Origin of the sequence: Nonomuraea fuscirosea (assembly GCF_035917475.1) — a bacterium.
Taxonomy (GTDB): Bacteria; Actinomycetota; Actinomycetes; order Streptosporangiales; family Streptosporangiaceae; genus Nonomuraea; species Nonomuraea fuscirosea.
This window is the reverse complement of the sequence record NZ_CP109074.1, coordinates 11,029,281-11,042,302: the sequence shown is the minus strand read 5'-3', so window position 1 is coordinate 11,042,302 and position 13,022 is coordinate 11,029,281. Positions and strand designations below refer to the sequence as shown.

Annotated in this window: 12 protein-coding genes and 2 pseudogenes; 7 read left to right on the top strand and 7 right to left on the bottom strand. The window is 70.9% G+C overall.

Features of this window, described 5'->3' with window-relative positions; translation table 11 throughout:
• Positions 1–18: 18 nt before the first annotated feature.
• Together OIE67_RS50980 and OIE67_RS50975 are read right to left on the bottom strand one after the other, a co-directional pair.
• A pseudogene (locus OIE67_RS50980) lies at positions 19–246 on the bottom strand (response regulator transcription factor); the annotation flags it as partial.
• Positions 210–1,385: a sensor histidine kinase gene (locus tag OIE67_RS50975; protein WP_326634264.1), complete on the bottom strand. Its 1,176-nt coding sequence runs from the start codon at positions 1,383–1,385 to the stop codon at positions 210–212. The pseudogene OIE67_RS50980 and the gene OIE67_RS50975, both read right to left, overlap by 37 nt.
• A gap of 324 nt (positions 1,386–1,709) precedes the next feature.
• Here OIE67_RS50975 and OIE67_RS50970 point away from each other — a divergent pair, with 324 nt between their 5' ends.
• The 3 genes and pseudogenes from OIE67_RS50970 (at position 1,710) to OIE67_RS50960 (ending at position 5,345) form a co-directional block, all read left to right on the top strand.
• The gene (locus OIE67_RS50970; protein ID WP_326634262.1) at positions 1,710–3,023 is read left to right on the top strand and encodes an alpha/beta fold hydrolase; all 1,314 of its coding nucleotides are present in this window, start codon (positions 1,710–1,712) and stop codon (positions 3,021–3,023) included.
• A gap of 95 nt (positions 3,024–3,118) precedes the next feature.
• Positions 3,119–3,759 (top strand): annotated as a pseudogene (locus tag OIE67_RS50965) (transposase); the annotation flags it as partial.
• Positions 3,760–4,889: 1,130 nt separating this feature from the next.
• Positions 4,890–5,345, top strand: coding sequence for a DUF4383 domain-containing protein (locus OIE67_RS50960; RefSeq protein ID WP_326634260.1), 456 nt, complete (start codon positions 4,890–4,892; stop codon positions 5,343–5,345).
• A 79-nt stretch (positions 5,346–5,424) separates the two neighbouring features.
• Here the strand turns inward: OIE67_RS50960 and OIE67_RS50955 are convergent, their stop codons facing one another.
• Positions 5,425–6,501: an IS701 family transposase gene (locus tag OIE67_RS50955; RefSeq protein WP_326634258.1), complete on the bottom strand. Its 1,077-nt coding sequence runs from the start codon at positions 6,499–6,501 to the stop codon at positions 5,425–5,427.
• A complete protein-coding gene (locus OIE67_RS50950; RefSeq protein ID WP_326634257.1) occupies positions 6,498–6,821 on the bottom strand; it encodes a transposase in 324 nt (107 codons plus the stop codon). Before OIE67_RS50950 ends, OIE67_RS50955 begins: the two co-directional genes overlap by 4 nt.
• Positions 6,822–7,046: 225 nt before the next feature.
• Between OIE67_RS50950 and OIE67_RS50945 the strand changes: the two genes are divergently transcribed.
• Both OIE67_RS50945 and OIE67_RS50940 read left to right on the top strand, forming a co-directional pair.
• Entirely contained in the window at positions 7,047–7,454 is a 408-nt protein-coding gene (locus OIE67_RS50945; RefSeq protein WP_326634255.1) for a family 20 glycosylhydrolase, read from the top strand.
• A gap of 222 nt (positions 7,455–7,676) precedes the next feature.
• Positions 7,677–8,165, top strand: coding sequence for a tyrosine-protein phosphatase (locus tag OIE67_RS50940; protein ID WP_326645740.1), 489 nt, complete (start codon positions 7,677–7,679; stop codon positions 8,163–8,165).
• A 62-nt stretch (positions 8,166–8,227) separates the two neighbouring features.
• Here OIE67_RS50940 and OIE67_RS50935 read toward each other — a convergent pair whose 3' ends face one another.
• From OIE67_RS50935 to OIE67_RS50925, 3 genes are all read right to left on the bottom strand, one after another.
• A complete protein-coding gene (locus tag OIE67_RS50935) occupies positions 8,228–8,377 on the bottom strand; it encodes a hypothetical protein (RefSeq protein WP_326634252.1) in 150 nt (49 codons plus the stop codon).
• Positions 8,378–8,821: 444 nt separating this feature from the next.
• Positions 8,822–9,553, bottom strand: a complete 732-nt coding sequence (locus tag OIE67_RS50930; protein WP_326634250.1) for a response regulator transcription factor — start codon at positions 9,551–9,553, stop codon at positions 8,822–8,824.
• Entirely contained in the window at positions 9,550–10,749 is a 1,200-nt protein-coding gene (locus tag OIE67_RS50925; protein WP_326634248.1) for a sensor histidine kinase, read from the bottom strand. Before OIE67_RS50925 ends, OIE67_RS50930 begins: the two co-directional genes overlap by 4 nt.
• Positions 10,750–11,005: 256 nt before the next feature.
• Between OIE67_RS50925 and OIE67_RS50920 the strand changes: the two genes are divergently transcribed.
• Positions 11,006–12,550 carry a hypothetical protein gene (locus tag OIE67_RS50920; protein WP_326634246.1) on the top strand — a complete coding sequence of 515 codons (1,545 nt, stop codon included), beginning with the start codon at positions 11,006–11,008 and terminating at the stop codon, positions 12,548–12,550.
• The gene (locus tag OIE67_RS50915; protein WP_326634245.1) at positions 12,547–13,005 is read left to right on the top strand and encodes a hypothetical protein; all 459 of its coding nucleotides are present in this window, start codon (positions 12,547–12,549) and stop codon (positions 13,003–13,005) included. The genes OIE67_RS50920 and OIE67_RS50915 overlap by 4 nt, the downstream gene beginning before the upstream one ends.
• The last annotated feature ends 17 nt before the right edge of the window (positions 13,006–13,022 follow it).

Genomic DNA, 13,022 nt, shown 5'->3' with positions numbered 1-13,022 from the left:
ACGAGGTCCAGCAGATCGGCCTTGACGCTCCCGTCTAGCCTGGATGACCGCGCGCAACCCGTCGTCGGTGAACGTCGGCGGCAGCCGTACGTCGACGACGGCGACGTCGGGCCGGTGCCGCAGCAGAGAGTCCAGCAGCAGCGGGCCGGTGGCCACAGCCTCCACGACCTCGAAGCCGTGCGCGGTCAGCAGCCGGATCAGGCCGTCTCTCAGGAGAGTGTGATCTTCGGCGACGACAACCCGCACGGCACCTCCACCAGGATCTCTGTCGGCCCGCCCGCCGGGCTGCTCACGGTGAGGGCGCCGTCGAAGACAGATAGGCGGCGCCACACCCCGGCCAGGCCGGTGCCACGGTCAGGGCAGGCGCCACCCGTGCCGTCGTCACCGACGACCAGGCTCAGCACTCCCGCTTCGTGCGACAGCCGCAGCCAGGCCGTCGTCGCCGAGCTGTGCTTGGCGATGTTGGTCAGGGCCTCGACAGCGGCGAAGTACATCGCCGACTCCACCGGCGGCGAGGGGCGGCCGGGAATGCCCACCGCGACCCGCACCGGGATGGGGCACAGCAGCGCGGCGGCCTCCAGGGCACCGGGCAGGCCGCGATCGGCGAGGACGGGCGGCATGACGCCACGGACCAGATCACGCAGCTCGGCCAGCGCCGTGGTCGCCGACTCCCTGGCCTCCACGACGAGCTTGCGCGCCTGCTCCGGGTCGCCGGCGATCGAGTCCTCGGCCATTCCCAGGCTCATCGTGAGCGCGACCAGCCTCGCCTGCGCGCCATCGTGCAGGTCACGCTCGATCCGGCGCAGCTCGGCGGACTGCGCGTCGACGGCCGTCGAGCGAGAGACGGTCAGCTGGGCCACCCGTGCGGCCAGGTCGGCACGATCGGGCTCAGCCAGCAGCCGGAACGTGACCAGGGCCTGCATGCGGGCCAGCCAGGGCAGCAGCAGCCACGCGACCCCGATGAGCAAGAGGCCCGCCAGCCCCTCTGCTACCCGGCCGGCCGGGTCTTTCGGCTTGCTCGCGATCGCCACGGCGGCGAGGACGAACCCGGCGGGCACCAGCGTAGTGACGGCCACGATCGGCACGAGGACGGCCAGCCACCGCAACTCACGCCCCCTTTTGTGCAGGTCCGTGGGTAGGGCGATGCCGTACCCTGGCACGAAGCGCTCGCCGAGCACGCGCCCCGCCCAGTCGCCGTGCGAGCGGGCCAGCAGCCGGACAGCAGCCAGCGCCTGCGCCAGGATCGGCAGGCCGAGACCGGCGATGGGCACCAGGATCAGCCCCGCCAGCAGGATCGCCACCAGGAGCAGTGCTGCGGCGGCGGTGAGGAGGCCGCGTCCAAGGCTGGCTGCGGCCTCCACCCGGTGCCGGGTATCCGCGCGCAAGCGCTCAACGATCACTTCGTCCCCTTTCGTGACGGCCCATTCTCCCAAGCCCGGCCTGCGGGCGCAGTGGACCTAGATCCCCAACACGTTCGACGGTCCAGGCCCATGGCCGCCTCCCCCTCGCGCCGGAGACCATGTGAGGCCCGACGAAGGAGGTCAATTGTGATCACGAAGATGGTGGCGATCGCCGCCGTATCAGTCCTCACGGCGGTGTCCTGTCCGGCGATGCCCGTCTCCGCAGCGACACTGCGCTGGGGGCCGTGTCCAGCCGATGGCGCGCCAACCGGCGGGTGGCCGGCCAAGGCTGAGTGCGCGACCCTGCAGGTGCCCCTGGACTACGCGAAGCCGCGAGGACGGACGCTCGGCATCGCCATCTCCCGGGTGCCCGCCACCGGTCCCGCAAGGCGGGGCGTCATGCTGTCCAACCCCGGTGGCCCCGGTGGCCCGGGCCTGGGCAGCACGGTGGGCTTCTCGCGGATCGGCCCGCCGCCGGTGAAGGAGGCGTTCGCGCAGTACGACCTGGTCGGCTTCGACCCGCGCGGAACCGGCCGCAGCAACCCGATCTCCTGCGGCCTGACCGACGAGCAGATCATCGCCGCGCAGGTGCCGTTCCCGTTCCCCGGCGACGCCGCCATGGCCAGATCGATCGCGGCCTCCTGCGGCCGCAACGCCGGAGACCTGCTCCGCCACCTGACCACCGCGAACGTCGCCCGGGACATGAACCTGCTGCGCCGGGCGCTGGGCGAGGAGAAGATCTCCTTCTACGGCAACTCCTACGGCACCTACGTGGGCATCGCCTATGCCGGGATGTTCGCCCGCCACACCGACCGCGTCACGTTGGACTCCAACGTCGACAGCGAGCACGGCTGGTATCACCAGAATCGGCTGATCGGGCGGGCCACGGAACGGCGTTTCGACGACTTCGCCGCCTGGGCCGCGGCCAGGGGGTTCAGCGGTGCCCGCGCCCGCTTCCTGGCACTGGGCGCGCGGCTGGACAAGCGACCCGAGCGCGTCGGCGCTCTGACGGTCGACGGGCGCCGGCTGCGGATGGCCACCTACGCGCTTCTGCGTTCCGACGCCACCTTCCCCTCCCTCGCCGGTCTGATCCAGTTCCTCGACCGGCTCCCCGGGGCACCCGCCGAACACGCCATGGAGACGCTCCTGAACACGCTGTCGAAGGCCGCTACCGCAGAGGGCGACCGGGAGGCATCGGCGTACCTGGCGGTCCAGTGCGCCGACACCCCCTGGCCGAGCGACCTGGCGATCTATCAGCGCAACACCCGCATGGACGCCAGGCGATACCCCATCACCCAGGGTGGCTTCGCCAACGCCAACGCCTGCACCTTCTGGACGGGCGCGCCCAACGACCGGCCAGTCACAGCCGACCCTCGTGGCCCCCGCAACATCCTTATGCTGAACAACACCCGTGACCGGATCTCCGACCTCGGCGGAGCTTTGGCCACACGGCGCGCACTGGGACCGCGGGCAGCGTTCGTCACCGTGGAGGGCTGGAACCATGGCATCCTCGGCAACGGCAACACCTGCGCCGACACGTTCATCGCCGAGTGGCTCGGCAAGGGTGTCCTGCCGGACAAGGACACCTATTGCCCACCGCCCACGCTCAACAGCCTGCACTAACCTGCGGCTTTCACGGCGAATATGAGCCAGCTTGATCGTTCACATAGGAAAAGTGCCCTTGAGCTGGGAGGATCGGATGGCTCACCCGCCCCGGACGATGGCTGAAGTACTCCATCGGCTTCACCATCACCGACGACATCGCCGCCGCCATCGGCAAGCTCCCGGCCACCGCCTGGACCCCCGCCTACAACGCCGACCGCCAACCGCGGCCGGGTGCCTGGGTCGCCGAGCCCACCGGCCTGCTGAAGCCAGCCGGCCGGCCCAGGGGCATGCGCGTCATCGTCCGCAAAGAACGCCCGCACCCCGGCGCCCAGCTGCGCTTCACCGATCTGGACGGACACCGCTTTCACCTGCTTCGTCACCGGCACCCCCGGCGGCCAGCTTGCCGACCTGGAACTGCGCCCCCGCCGCGGCGCCCGCGCCGAAGACCGCATTTGCACCGCCAAGGACACCGGCCTGCGCAACCTCCCCCTGCACGACTTCACCCAGAACCAGATCTGGCTCGAAATCGTCGCCCTGGCCTGCGAACTACTCGCCTGGACGCAGATGCTCGCCCTGGACGACACCGACGCCCGCCGCTACGAGCCCAAACGCCTGCGACTGCGCCTGTTCGCCGTGGCCGGCCGGCTGGTACACGGCGGCCGCCGCCTGCATCTCCGTATCCCGACACGATGGCCCTGGGCCCACCAGATCATCACCCCTGACCCGTCTGCACGCTCTGCCGGCACCGACCTGACCAGCACCAACCCGACCCACGATCAGGAAAGGAGACCCGCGGGCCCGTGGAATCCCGCCCACCCGGCGCGACAGCCGGGCACCCACGCTGACCACAACGAGGAAATCGACCTCCGGCCGGACCCTTCAGCCGACCGGCTCAAGGTCGAGGAAGATCGAGGTTAGAGGATCTGCGCTGGTATCTGGAGGACTATCTGCGCTACCCGTTCGCGGTGTATTCCGACCGCGGTGGCGATATCGCCGCGAAACTACCCGGCTGGGGGGAAGTGTTTTCGAGGCGATATTCGGTGCGGCGCCGGTACGGGCCGCGTACGCGACAGTGCGGGCGCGTGGCCATCCGGTTGAGGTGGTGCTGCAGTCGACGACCGCGCAGCGGCTGGGGTTGCCGTGGGAGCGGATGCGAGATCCCGCGGGGCCGGCCGCTGGTGCTGGATCAGGTGGCGCTGACCCGCAGCCTGCCCGCGGCCGACTTGAGCGAGGCCTTCCCCACGGGCGGCAGCCGGCTGCGGGTGTTGATGGTGATCTCCCGGCCGGCCGGTGAGTGTGATGTGGGCTATCAGATGATCGCCCGGCCGCTGCTGGAGCGGCTTGAGGCGGTCCGCGGCAACGTCGATCTGCTCGTTGCGGCCGCCCACTCTGGACCGGCTGCAGCAGGTCCTGGACGAGGCGGTCGCGGCGGGTGGGCCGTTCCAGATCGTGCACTTCGACGGGCACGGCGCCTTCGGCGGCGGGCACGCCCCGGTTCCGGGGTGGGCCATCAGCGTGCGCAGATCGCACTCCATGCGGGAGGCCGGATCCACCTTGAGCAGCCGCGCCATCTCCTCCTGGTCGTCGCTCTCGACCCAGAGGGCACAGCAGACTCCTTCTTCCGGGAACCAGGCTTCCCCAGAGATCAGGTGTCCACCAAACCGGGGCAGCTCCAGGCGATCGACGAACACGACTCCGTCCCCTTTGCGCGTGTTGACCAATTCGACGGAAGGATGACCAAGGGGTTGGGGTGCCCTGAACTTACGTGTCATATGCCGCCACACCACAAGGATCCTTGCCTGACCTCCTGTAAGTCACCGTGCGTGAGGGCCGCCCTGGGGGGTAGGCGCAGATGACTATCACCAGTACGACAAGGGAGGCGCCATGAGCGGCGTTCTTTCCTCCGCCACCAAGACCCCCGTTCAGCTGGCGGCGCTCATCGTCGGCGCCGTGTTCCTGCTGATCGGCATTCTCGGGTTCATCCCCGGCATCACCACCAATTACGGTCAGATGCAGTTCGCCGGCCACGAGTCGGGCGCCATGCTGCTGGGCCTGTTCCAAGTGTCGGTCCTGCACAACATCGTCCACCTGGTGTTCGGGGTCGCCGGCGTCCTGCTGGCCAGGACGTGGGCGGGGGCACGCGGGTTCCTGCTCATCGGCGGCATCATCTACCTGGTGCTCTGGCTCTACGGTCTGTTCGTCCCGCACGGCGGCGGGGCCAACTTCGTCCCGTTCAACACGGCCGACAACTGGCTGCACCTGGTGCTGGGGGTCGTGATGATCGCGCTCGGGGCGATGGCGACGCGTGCCCGGCTCCAGCACCGCCTGGACACTCACTAGCGGTAGTCCGTTGAATCAAGGTGGGGTGTAGAGGTAGAGGCCATGACCTGCGGTGACAGCGTCGATCATCGCCTGGAGTTCAGGTGGTGGGGGCGCGGTGGACCAGGCTTTCCACCAGCGTGACAGCGCGATGGCCGGGGTCAGCCAGCTGCGGACGGCGCGTAGCGTGTGGGGCCGGCTGGGTGCCGATGGGACGGGTAAGACGGAGAGCTGTGGATGGGATCGGGCCTGGCCGCCCCCTCTCGAGCTCGGTGTCAGACGCCGGCCCAGGTGGAGCGGAGCCTGAGGTTGGGTCGTTGAACCAGGTGGTCCAGCAGAAGCTGAACGCGCAGTGCACCAGGCTCTGGTGGCGGCGGATGGCGATGTCGGAGCGGACCTGGAAGTCGGCCCAGCCCAGTTCGTCCTTGACCTGTTTGTAGCCCTGCTCGACCCAGTGCCGCAGGCCGTAGAGGCGCACGATCTCGGCCAGGCCGACGGGTGGATGCGGGCTGTCGCCGCCGCAGGCGGGGTCGTGCGGGCCGCCGGGGCGGGGCAGGTTGGTGGCCAGGTACCAGGTGGCCTTGTCCGGCAGGACGACCGGATCGGTGGTGACGACCACCAGCCGGGTGAGCCCGTCGGGTCCCCAAAAGCCCAGCGACGCCTCGGCCGCCCACCACATCTCGGTGTGCCCGTCCCGGAAGCGGCGCTCGACTGGCTGCCAGTCGGCGGGTTTCTCCGGCCCGCGCCACCTCAGCCGGGCGGCGGCGTCGCGGGGAGTATGCGCATCGGTGCCGTAGGCCCAGGTGCCCCGCTTGGGGCGGACCGCCACCACCCAGCCCGCGCCCGCCCGCCGCAGCTCACCCCGGAAATCGTCCAGGTCGCCGTAGGCGCAATCGGCCACCACCGCGCGGAAGGCCACCCCGGCCGCCACCGCCTGAACGGCCAGCTCGACGGCGATCCGCCACTTGGTCCGAAAAGCCGGGTCACTCTTGCCCCGGGCGAAATGATGAGCCGGGGTGTAGGGCCGGGCATGCAGCGGATAGTAGATCCGCTCATCGGCCCACAGCGTGCTCACCGTGACGATGCCGTTGTCGGTCTTACCCAGGCGGCCCAGCCACTGGCGGCCCACATGCGCGGTGGCCCTGCCGTCCTTGCGATCCCCGCTGTCATCGATCACCAGCACCCCTCCGGATGGGGCGCGGTCGCGGCCTCGGCCAGCAGCAACTCCAGCCGCCGGGCGTTGACCCGCTCGGGATCCCAGCACGACTCGGACAAGAAGTACTGCACTCGCTGCGCGGCCGCGCTCTTGGACCCGGCCCCCGGCTCGGCCCCGGCCAGCGCCGCGGCCGTCTTGTTCCGTTCCCGCGGCGTCAGCAACCCCGTCACATACTCCCGGAACCCGCGTCGCTGCCCCAGATGCGTGAACAGATCATCGAACCCGGCCGCGTACCCCTCCAGCGCCCCTGGCGCGGGCGGAACCGGTTTGAGCTTGGTCATCGCCTGGCCTCCTCATCGGAAGCCCCGCGACACCATCCCTGCCCAGCCAGAATCTTGATCTAACGGACTACCGCTAGTGCTGCGACCGGAAACGATCACCGGGTTGGGTGAGGTTCAGGCCGCGGGTTCGAGAGGGTCGCCCTCCCCCAACGGATCCCCTTTTCACTGCGGACGCGGGCTCGTTCGCGGCGTTGGGCGGCCAGCACGTCGGGATGGCGGGCATGAGTGTTGTGCCCGTTCGGCACGGTGCTGACGCTGGACGACGTCTACGCCTTCGAGCCGATCCCGGCCGATCTGCGGGGCGACCCGGCGGCCCGGCACATCCTGGGCGCGCAGTGCGGGGTCTGGACCGAGTTGATCGACAACGGCCGGCACGTCGACTACATGACCTTCCCCCGGCTCGCTGCCTTTGCCGAGACGGTCTGGAGCCCGGCCAAACGGGACCTCGCCGACTTCAGTGCCCGCCTCGCGGTGCACCTGCGGCGGCTGGAGGCGGTGGGCGTGGAGTACCGGCGCGAGGAGGGGCCGCTTCCCTGGCAGACGCGGCCAGGCGTGTCGGGGCGTCCTGAGGACCCGGTGGAGTGGCAGGCCCAACTCGCCGCCTGGACCAGCAATTTGCGGGGCCTGGCGTGAACAGCGTGGAACGTATGCTGCGCTGGCCCGGGTGCGCCAACGTGCGGGACCTGGGCGGGCTGCCCGTCGCCGGGGGCGGCCGGATCCGGCGGGCGTCCTGGTACGGGGCGACCGGCCGCGGCAGGCGAGCGTGCCCGCGATGTACGGGCACGGCGTACGGCTCGTCGTCGACCAGCGTTCACAGGCCGAACGCGCCGCCGACCCGGGCCGTCCGAGCCGCGCATCGCCTGGCACCACCTGCCGGTCCTGCGGGAAGAGGACGCCGTGCTGGAGGAGATGGCCGACACGCTGACCGGCATCTACCGACGCATCCTCGACCACGGCGCCCGCAGCCTGGCCGCCGTCGTCTCCGCGATCGCCCACGCGCCGCCGGGCGCCACCCTGGTGCACTGCCACTCCGGCAAGGACAGGACCGGCCTGGCGATCGCGCTGACGCTCACCCTGGCCGGGGTGGCGTCGGCCGACGTCGCCGCGGACTACGCCGAGACCGCCGCCCGCATGAGCCTCGACGCCCACCTGGCCGCCCTGCCCGGCGAGGCGGAGCGGGCCAGATCCCGCCGGCTGTTCACCGAGGTCCGCGCCGACACGATGCTCGCCACTCTCGCCCACCTGGACGACCGGTACGGCGGAGCCGACGCGTACCTGCGGGAGGGCGGCCTGCCCCCCCGCGGACCTGGCCCTGCTCCGTACCGCCTGACAACCGACGCCTGACGCCACGGCCGCCCGCCCGCTGCCCTTCTGGTTCGCCGATCAGCATCGGCGCGGTTGACTCTTCACCCTGCCCCATCCGCAAGCGCGCGGCTGGTGAGCGCCTCGGTGATGGCGTAGGCGGTGTCGACGAAGGACTCCGCCTGCTGCTCCGTCAGGTTCCGCACGGAGGTCTCCTCCAGGGTCTGCCACAGGGCTGCGATGGGTTCGCGCATGGAACGGCCCTTGTCCGGGGGTCGGTAAGACTGCTGCCAGTGCGCCATGGAAAGCGCTGTTTGTCCGAATGGAAGGGAAAGGCCACCGTCGCCCGGCCGTCGTAGCGGTGGGGTGAAGCTGGAGGCAGCCTGATCCGGGGATCTGCGCCTGCCGAAAACTAGGTCCGTGCACGTCAAGCGGCATGTGAGTATTCGTGGAGGACGCCGCCGAGCCGGTGTGTCGGCCGGGCAGGACATCGATCCGCTCGCTGGTCTCGGCGTCGGTGAGGATGGTGGCATCCCGGTGCCGGCGTTTGAGTGCGAAGTCATCGACGCCTGGCACGCGCGGGATCCGCGGCGCGCAACGGTAGCCCGCATCAGCAGGCGCAGTTGCCGTGGGGGCCGGTGCGCCCGCCCGTCCCCCCGGAGGAGACGTTGGCGGACGAATTCGGGTCCTGTCCGGGATCAAGGATCGTGGCGGGTTCTCTCTCTGCCGCGCCTGCCCCGGCCGGCCTGGTCCTCGCCGGGATCGGGATGAGCAGGGGCCTGACCGATGAGGCCATTGAGGTGGGCGTAGGCCACCGCGTGCACCCGGTCCCGCAAATTCAGCTTGGTCAGGATGCGCGACACGTGCGTCTTGACGGTCTCATCGCCGATCCCGAGACGGTCGGCGATCTCGGCGTTGCTGTGCGCCCCGGCGAGCAGCAGCAGTACCTCGCGTTCCCGCGCGGTGAGGAGATCCAGGTCGGTCGGGAGCGGAGGAGGGGCAATGCCGTTGGCGAGACGGGTGCTGAGGCGGCGTGTCACTGAGGGGTCGATGAGGGCGTCGCCGCGGGCGGCGACCCGGACTGCCGCGATCAGTTCCTCCGGCGGGAGGCTCTTCAACAGGAATCCGCTGGCTCCTGCCCGAAGGGCGCGGTGGACATAGGCGTCGTGGTCGTAGGTGGTCAGCAGGATGACCTTGGTGGCGTTGGCCGGGTCTGCGAGGATGTCCTCCGTGGCGTGCAGGCCGTCGAGCCCAGGCATGCGGATGTCGATGATGGCGACGTCGGGACGCAGTCGGAGCACCTCGCTCACCGCAGCCCGGCCATCCGACGCCTCGCCTACACAGGTGAGGTCGGGCTGGGTGCCCAGGACGGCGCGCAGACCGGAGCGGAACATCGCATGGTCATCGGCGATCAGGACGCGCAAGGTCATAAGGGGCTCACGGGGAACGTCGCGGTAGTGGTCCAGGTCTTGCCGTCGGGGGCGGGTCCGTAGCTGGTGGAACCGGAGAACACGGCGGCACGGCTGCGGATCCCCTGCAGCCCCCGGTGCGGCGAGTCTGACCAGGCGCGCGCCCGCGGGCCGAGAAGGTTGGAGGTGGTCACGGTGAGGCTGGAGGGAGCGTGGCGCAGTTCGACCTCCGCGGCACCGTCGGCGCCGTGCCGCAGGGCGTTGGTGAGCATCTCCTGCACCACCCGGTATACGGCGATGTCCAGTGACTCCGGTAGCGGAGACGGGACGCCGTGGACGGTCACCCGCGCCCGCAGGCCGACGACGCGGAGGCTGTCGAGGAGTTCGGGGAGGTTGTCCAGCCCGGGCTGGCTGTCCTCTCCGGACGGGTGGCCGTGCAGGACGTCCAGCAGCCGCCGCAGGTCGAGCATCGCCGCCCGGCTGGAGGTCTCCACGGCGGTCAGCGAGTCCGCCAGGTCGGAAGCGCTCGGCGCCGCCGCGGCCCGCAACCGGGCCACCCCGGCGTGGACGCCGATGGCGCTCACGTGGTGGGAGATCACGTCGTGCAGGTCGCGGGCGATGCCGGTGCGCTCCTCTGCGATGGCCGCGGCCAGGGCCTGCCGCGCCTCTGACTTCTCCCGCTCGGAGCGCTGTTCCAGCTCGGCGATGTAGGCGCGTCGGGCGGTGGTGTACCGACCAACGAGCCAGGGCAGCAGTGCGCTGGCCGTTGGAGCGAGCAGGAGGAGCTCCGGCGCGAAGTTCGCCTCGCTGAGGACCGGACTCGCGAGAGTCCCCGCCACCAGGAAGAGCAGGGACACCACCGCGGGCCACCGGTCCAGCCAGGCACCCGCCCGGTAGGCGGAGATGAGCATGCCCGCGCTGTTCAGCGCGGGCGGCAGTTCGGTCTGGGGGCATGACAACGTGCCCGCTACCCGGACCGCCGCCTGAGCGACGGCCACCACTCCCGACAGCCGCGGTGCGCTGGCCAGGCCGGCGTCCACCATGATGATCGCCGCCAGCATGGCCCAGCGCCATCCCGCCGGAAATGCGGGGGAACCGGTGGAGTGGGCGAAAGTGAAGGCGTCCACCACCAAGGTGACCGCGGCGATCACGATCGCCTGACGGGTCAGCGGCCCGTTGACGTCGCGGAGCCCGTCATGTTCCTCCCTGCCGGGCACCGGCACCCCCTTTCTCGTTCACGACCTCCCATAATGCCCGGCCGGCGCCGGGGCGGAGTCCCCCGTCCGGGGGACCCTTGTCCCCTGGCGCCGTGACGACAGCGGCGGGCGGCCTGCCTAGGCTGCCCGCACGATGAACGATTCCGCCGCTCCAACGAGGGAGTGGGACACGTTTCCGCGCACGGCTCCTGATCCCCGGCACCGCCTCGGTGCCGCGCTCGCCGTCGTGCTGACCGCCGGAGCCCTGATACTCGCCATGAGTTCACCGGCAGGGGCGGACTCCAACGACGGCGGCGACGTGCAGGTCGCCCAGACGCTCGGCGACCGGGAGCTGACCGTCATCCTGCGACGGGTCACCGGGGTGCCCGGACCGCTGCACGTAGATGTGTTCACCCACGCGGGCACGCCCGCCGGCACCTTGCACCTCGCGGTGACGCCCACCGGGGTCTCCACCTCCGCCTCCGCCGCCTCGGCTTCCGGCACGGTCGCCGACACCGCCGTCGTCATCTTGGGTGTCCGGCCGCGGACCTACTCCGCCCAGTTGAACGTCACCCAGGTCGGCCCGTGGGAGCTGTCGCTCGGCGACGGGGAGAGAACCGCGACGATTCCCTTCATCGTCCCCGAACAGACCACCTCACCGGCGGAGACCGCCGCCTACCTGGGCTTCTCGGGCGCTGGGGCGCTGATCCTCGTCACCGTCCTGGTCGCCGTACGGGCGCGGCGCGGCTGGTGGACGCTGGTGCCGGGCGGCGGGCTGGTGGCCTGCCTGACCGTGGCCGTCACCGGCGCGCTCCTGTCGTCCCAGCTGCCGCTCCCGCCGTCTCAGGGCGGCCAGGTGGACGCCACCATCGACGGCGTCAAGGATCCCTACGCCTCCGTCGGGCAGCGCACCGGCGACTACTCGCGCCCGCCCGCCACCCTGCTGCTGTCGTCCTCCACGGAGCGGGCGGGTGAGGTCGCCGAGCTGCGGCTGACCCTGTCGGACGCCGCCACCGGACTGCCCCTGGACGACGTCGTCGTGCACGACGGGGCGCTCATGCACCTGCTGGCCATCGGCCCCTCGGGACAATTGTGGCACCTGCACCCCGTACGGACCGGACCCGGCGCATTCGAGGTCCCCTTGTCGCTGCCCGAGGCAGGCCACTACGCGGTCTCCGCCGAGTTCGCCCGCCGGGGCGGCGGCGTCCAGCAACTGCGCTCCGCCACCGGCATCGACGCGGTGTCCCGATCCGGCGCGCAGAGCACGGCCGGTGACGCTCCGGCGCAGGCGGGGACCGGTTCGCGGACCGTGGCCGGGGTCGAGGTGCGGCTGACCGCGTCGTCGCTGGTGGCGGGCAGGGCCACCGTCCTGACCGCCCGCGTGGGGGACACGGCGACCTTGCAGCCCTGGCTAGGCATGCTGGGCCACCTGATCGTCGTCGGTCCGCTCTCGCCCACGGCGGCGGTGGGGGCGGAGACGCAGAAGGCCCAGCTGTGGGCCCACTCCCACTCCATGGGCGCGGTGCCGGACAGCGCTCACGAGGCGAGCGGCACGCAGGAGACGCCGCACAGGGGGCCGCACTCGCCGCCGCCGACGTCGTCGGCCTCCTCCTCGCAGCTGCATTCGATGAGCGGGCTGACCTCCGTCAATGGCGATGGCATCGCCGATGAGACCGTCGCCGCCTACGGCCCCGACGTCGCCTTCGTCTACACCTTCCCGGCCGCCGGCCATTACCGGGTGTGGGTCCAGGCCGAGCGCGACAACACGATCCTGACCGTCCCCTACCTGCTCCACGTCACCGGCACGGAGAAGACTCCGTGAGCCCATCCGGTCGGCGGTTCCTGGTAGCCGCGGTGCTCGTTGCGGCGATCCTGCTCACCGGACTGTCGGTTCATGCCCTGTGGGCGCCGTGGTCAGGTGGGGCGCGGCCCGCGTCCGACTCCGTCCCGCGGGGCGCGGTGACCCTCACAGGTGGCACCGCCCACGATGTGGTGACCCTGACGGTTTCCGCGCCCGTCACCGGAGTCACCGCGGTCGATGTCCGGGTGGTGGCGCGTGACGCGGCCGTCCGGTCAGCACCGGTCGTCACGGTCTCCGCAGTGCTGCCCACCGCGGGACACGCGGTACCCGACCTCCCCGCCACACGCGTCTCCGACAACAGCTACCACGTGGCCGGCGTTCCGCTGATGATGCCCGGCCGGTGGGAGTTCCTGGTCGCCATGGACGGCGACGGCCATCGCGACCGGCTCGTCTTCCCGCTCACGGTCTCCCCCTAGCTTCTTCCCGAGAAAGG

Bases quoted from the DNA above. Each gene is read 5' to 3' on its own strand.
- OIE67_RS50920 (WP_326634246.1), top strand. From the start codon at position 11,006: ATGAGTTCACCGGCAGGGGCGGACTCCAACGACGGCGGCGACGTGCAG.
- OIE67_RS50950 (WP_326634257.1), bottom strand. From the start codon at position 6,821: ATGACCAAGCTCAAACCGGTTCCGCCCGCGCCAGGGGCGCTGGAGGGG.
- OIE67_RS50935 (WP_326634252.1), bottom strand. From the start codon at position 8,377: ATGCGCGAACCCATCGCAGCCCTGTGGCAGACCCTGGAGGAGACCTCC.
- OIE67_RS50930 (WP_326634250.1), bottom strand. From the start codon at position 9,553: ATGACCTTGCGCGTCCTGATCGCCGATGACCATGCGATGTTCCGCTCC.
- OIE67_RS50960 (WP_326634260.1), top strand. From the start codon at position 4,890: ATGAGCGGCGTTCTTTCCTCCGCCACCAAGACCCCCGTTCAGCTGGCG.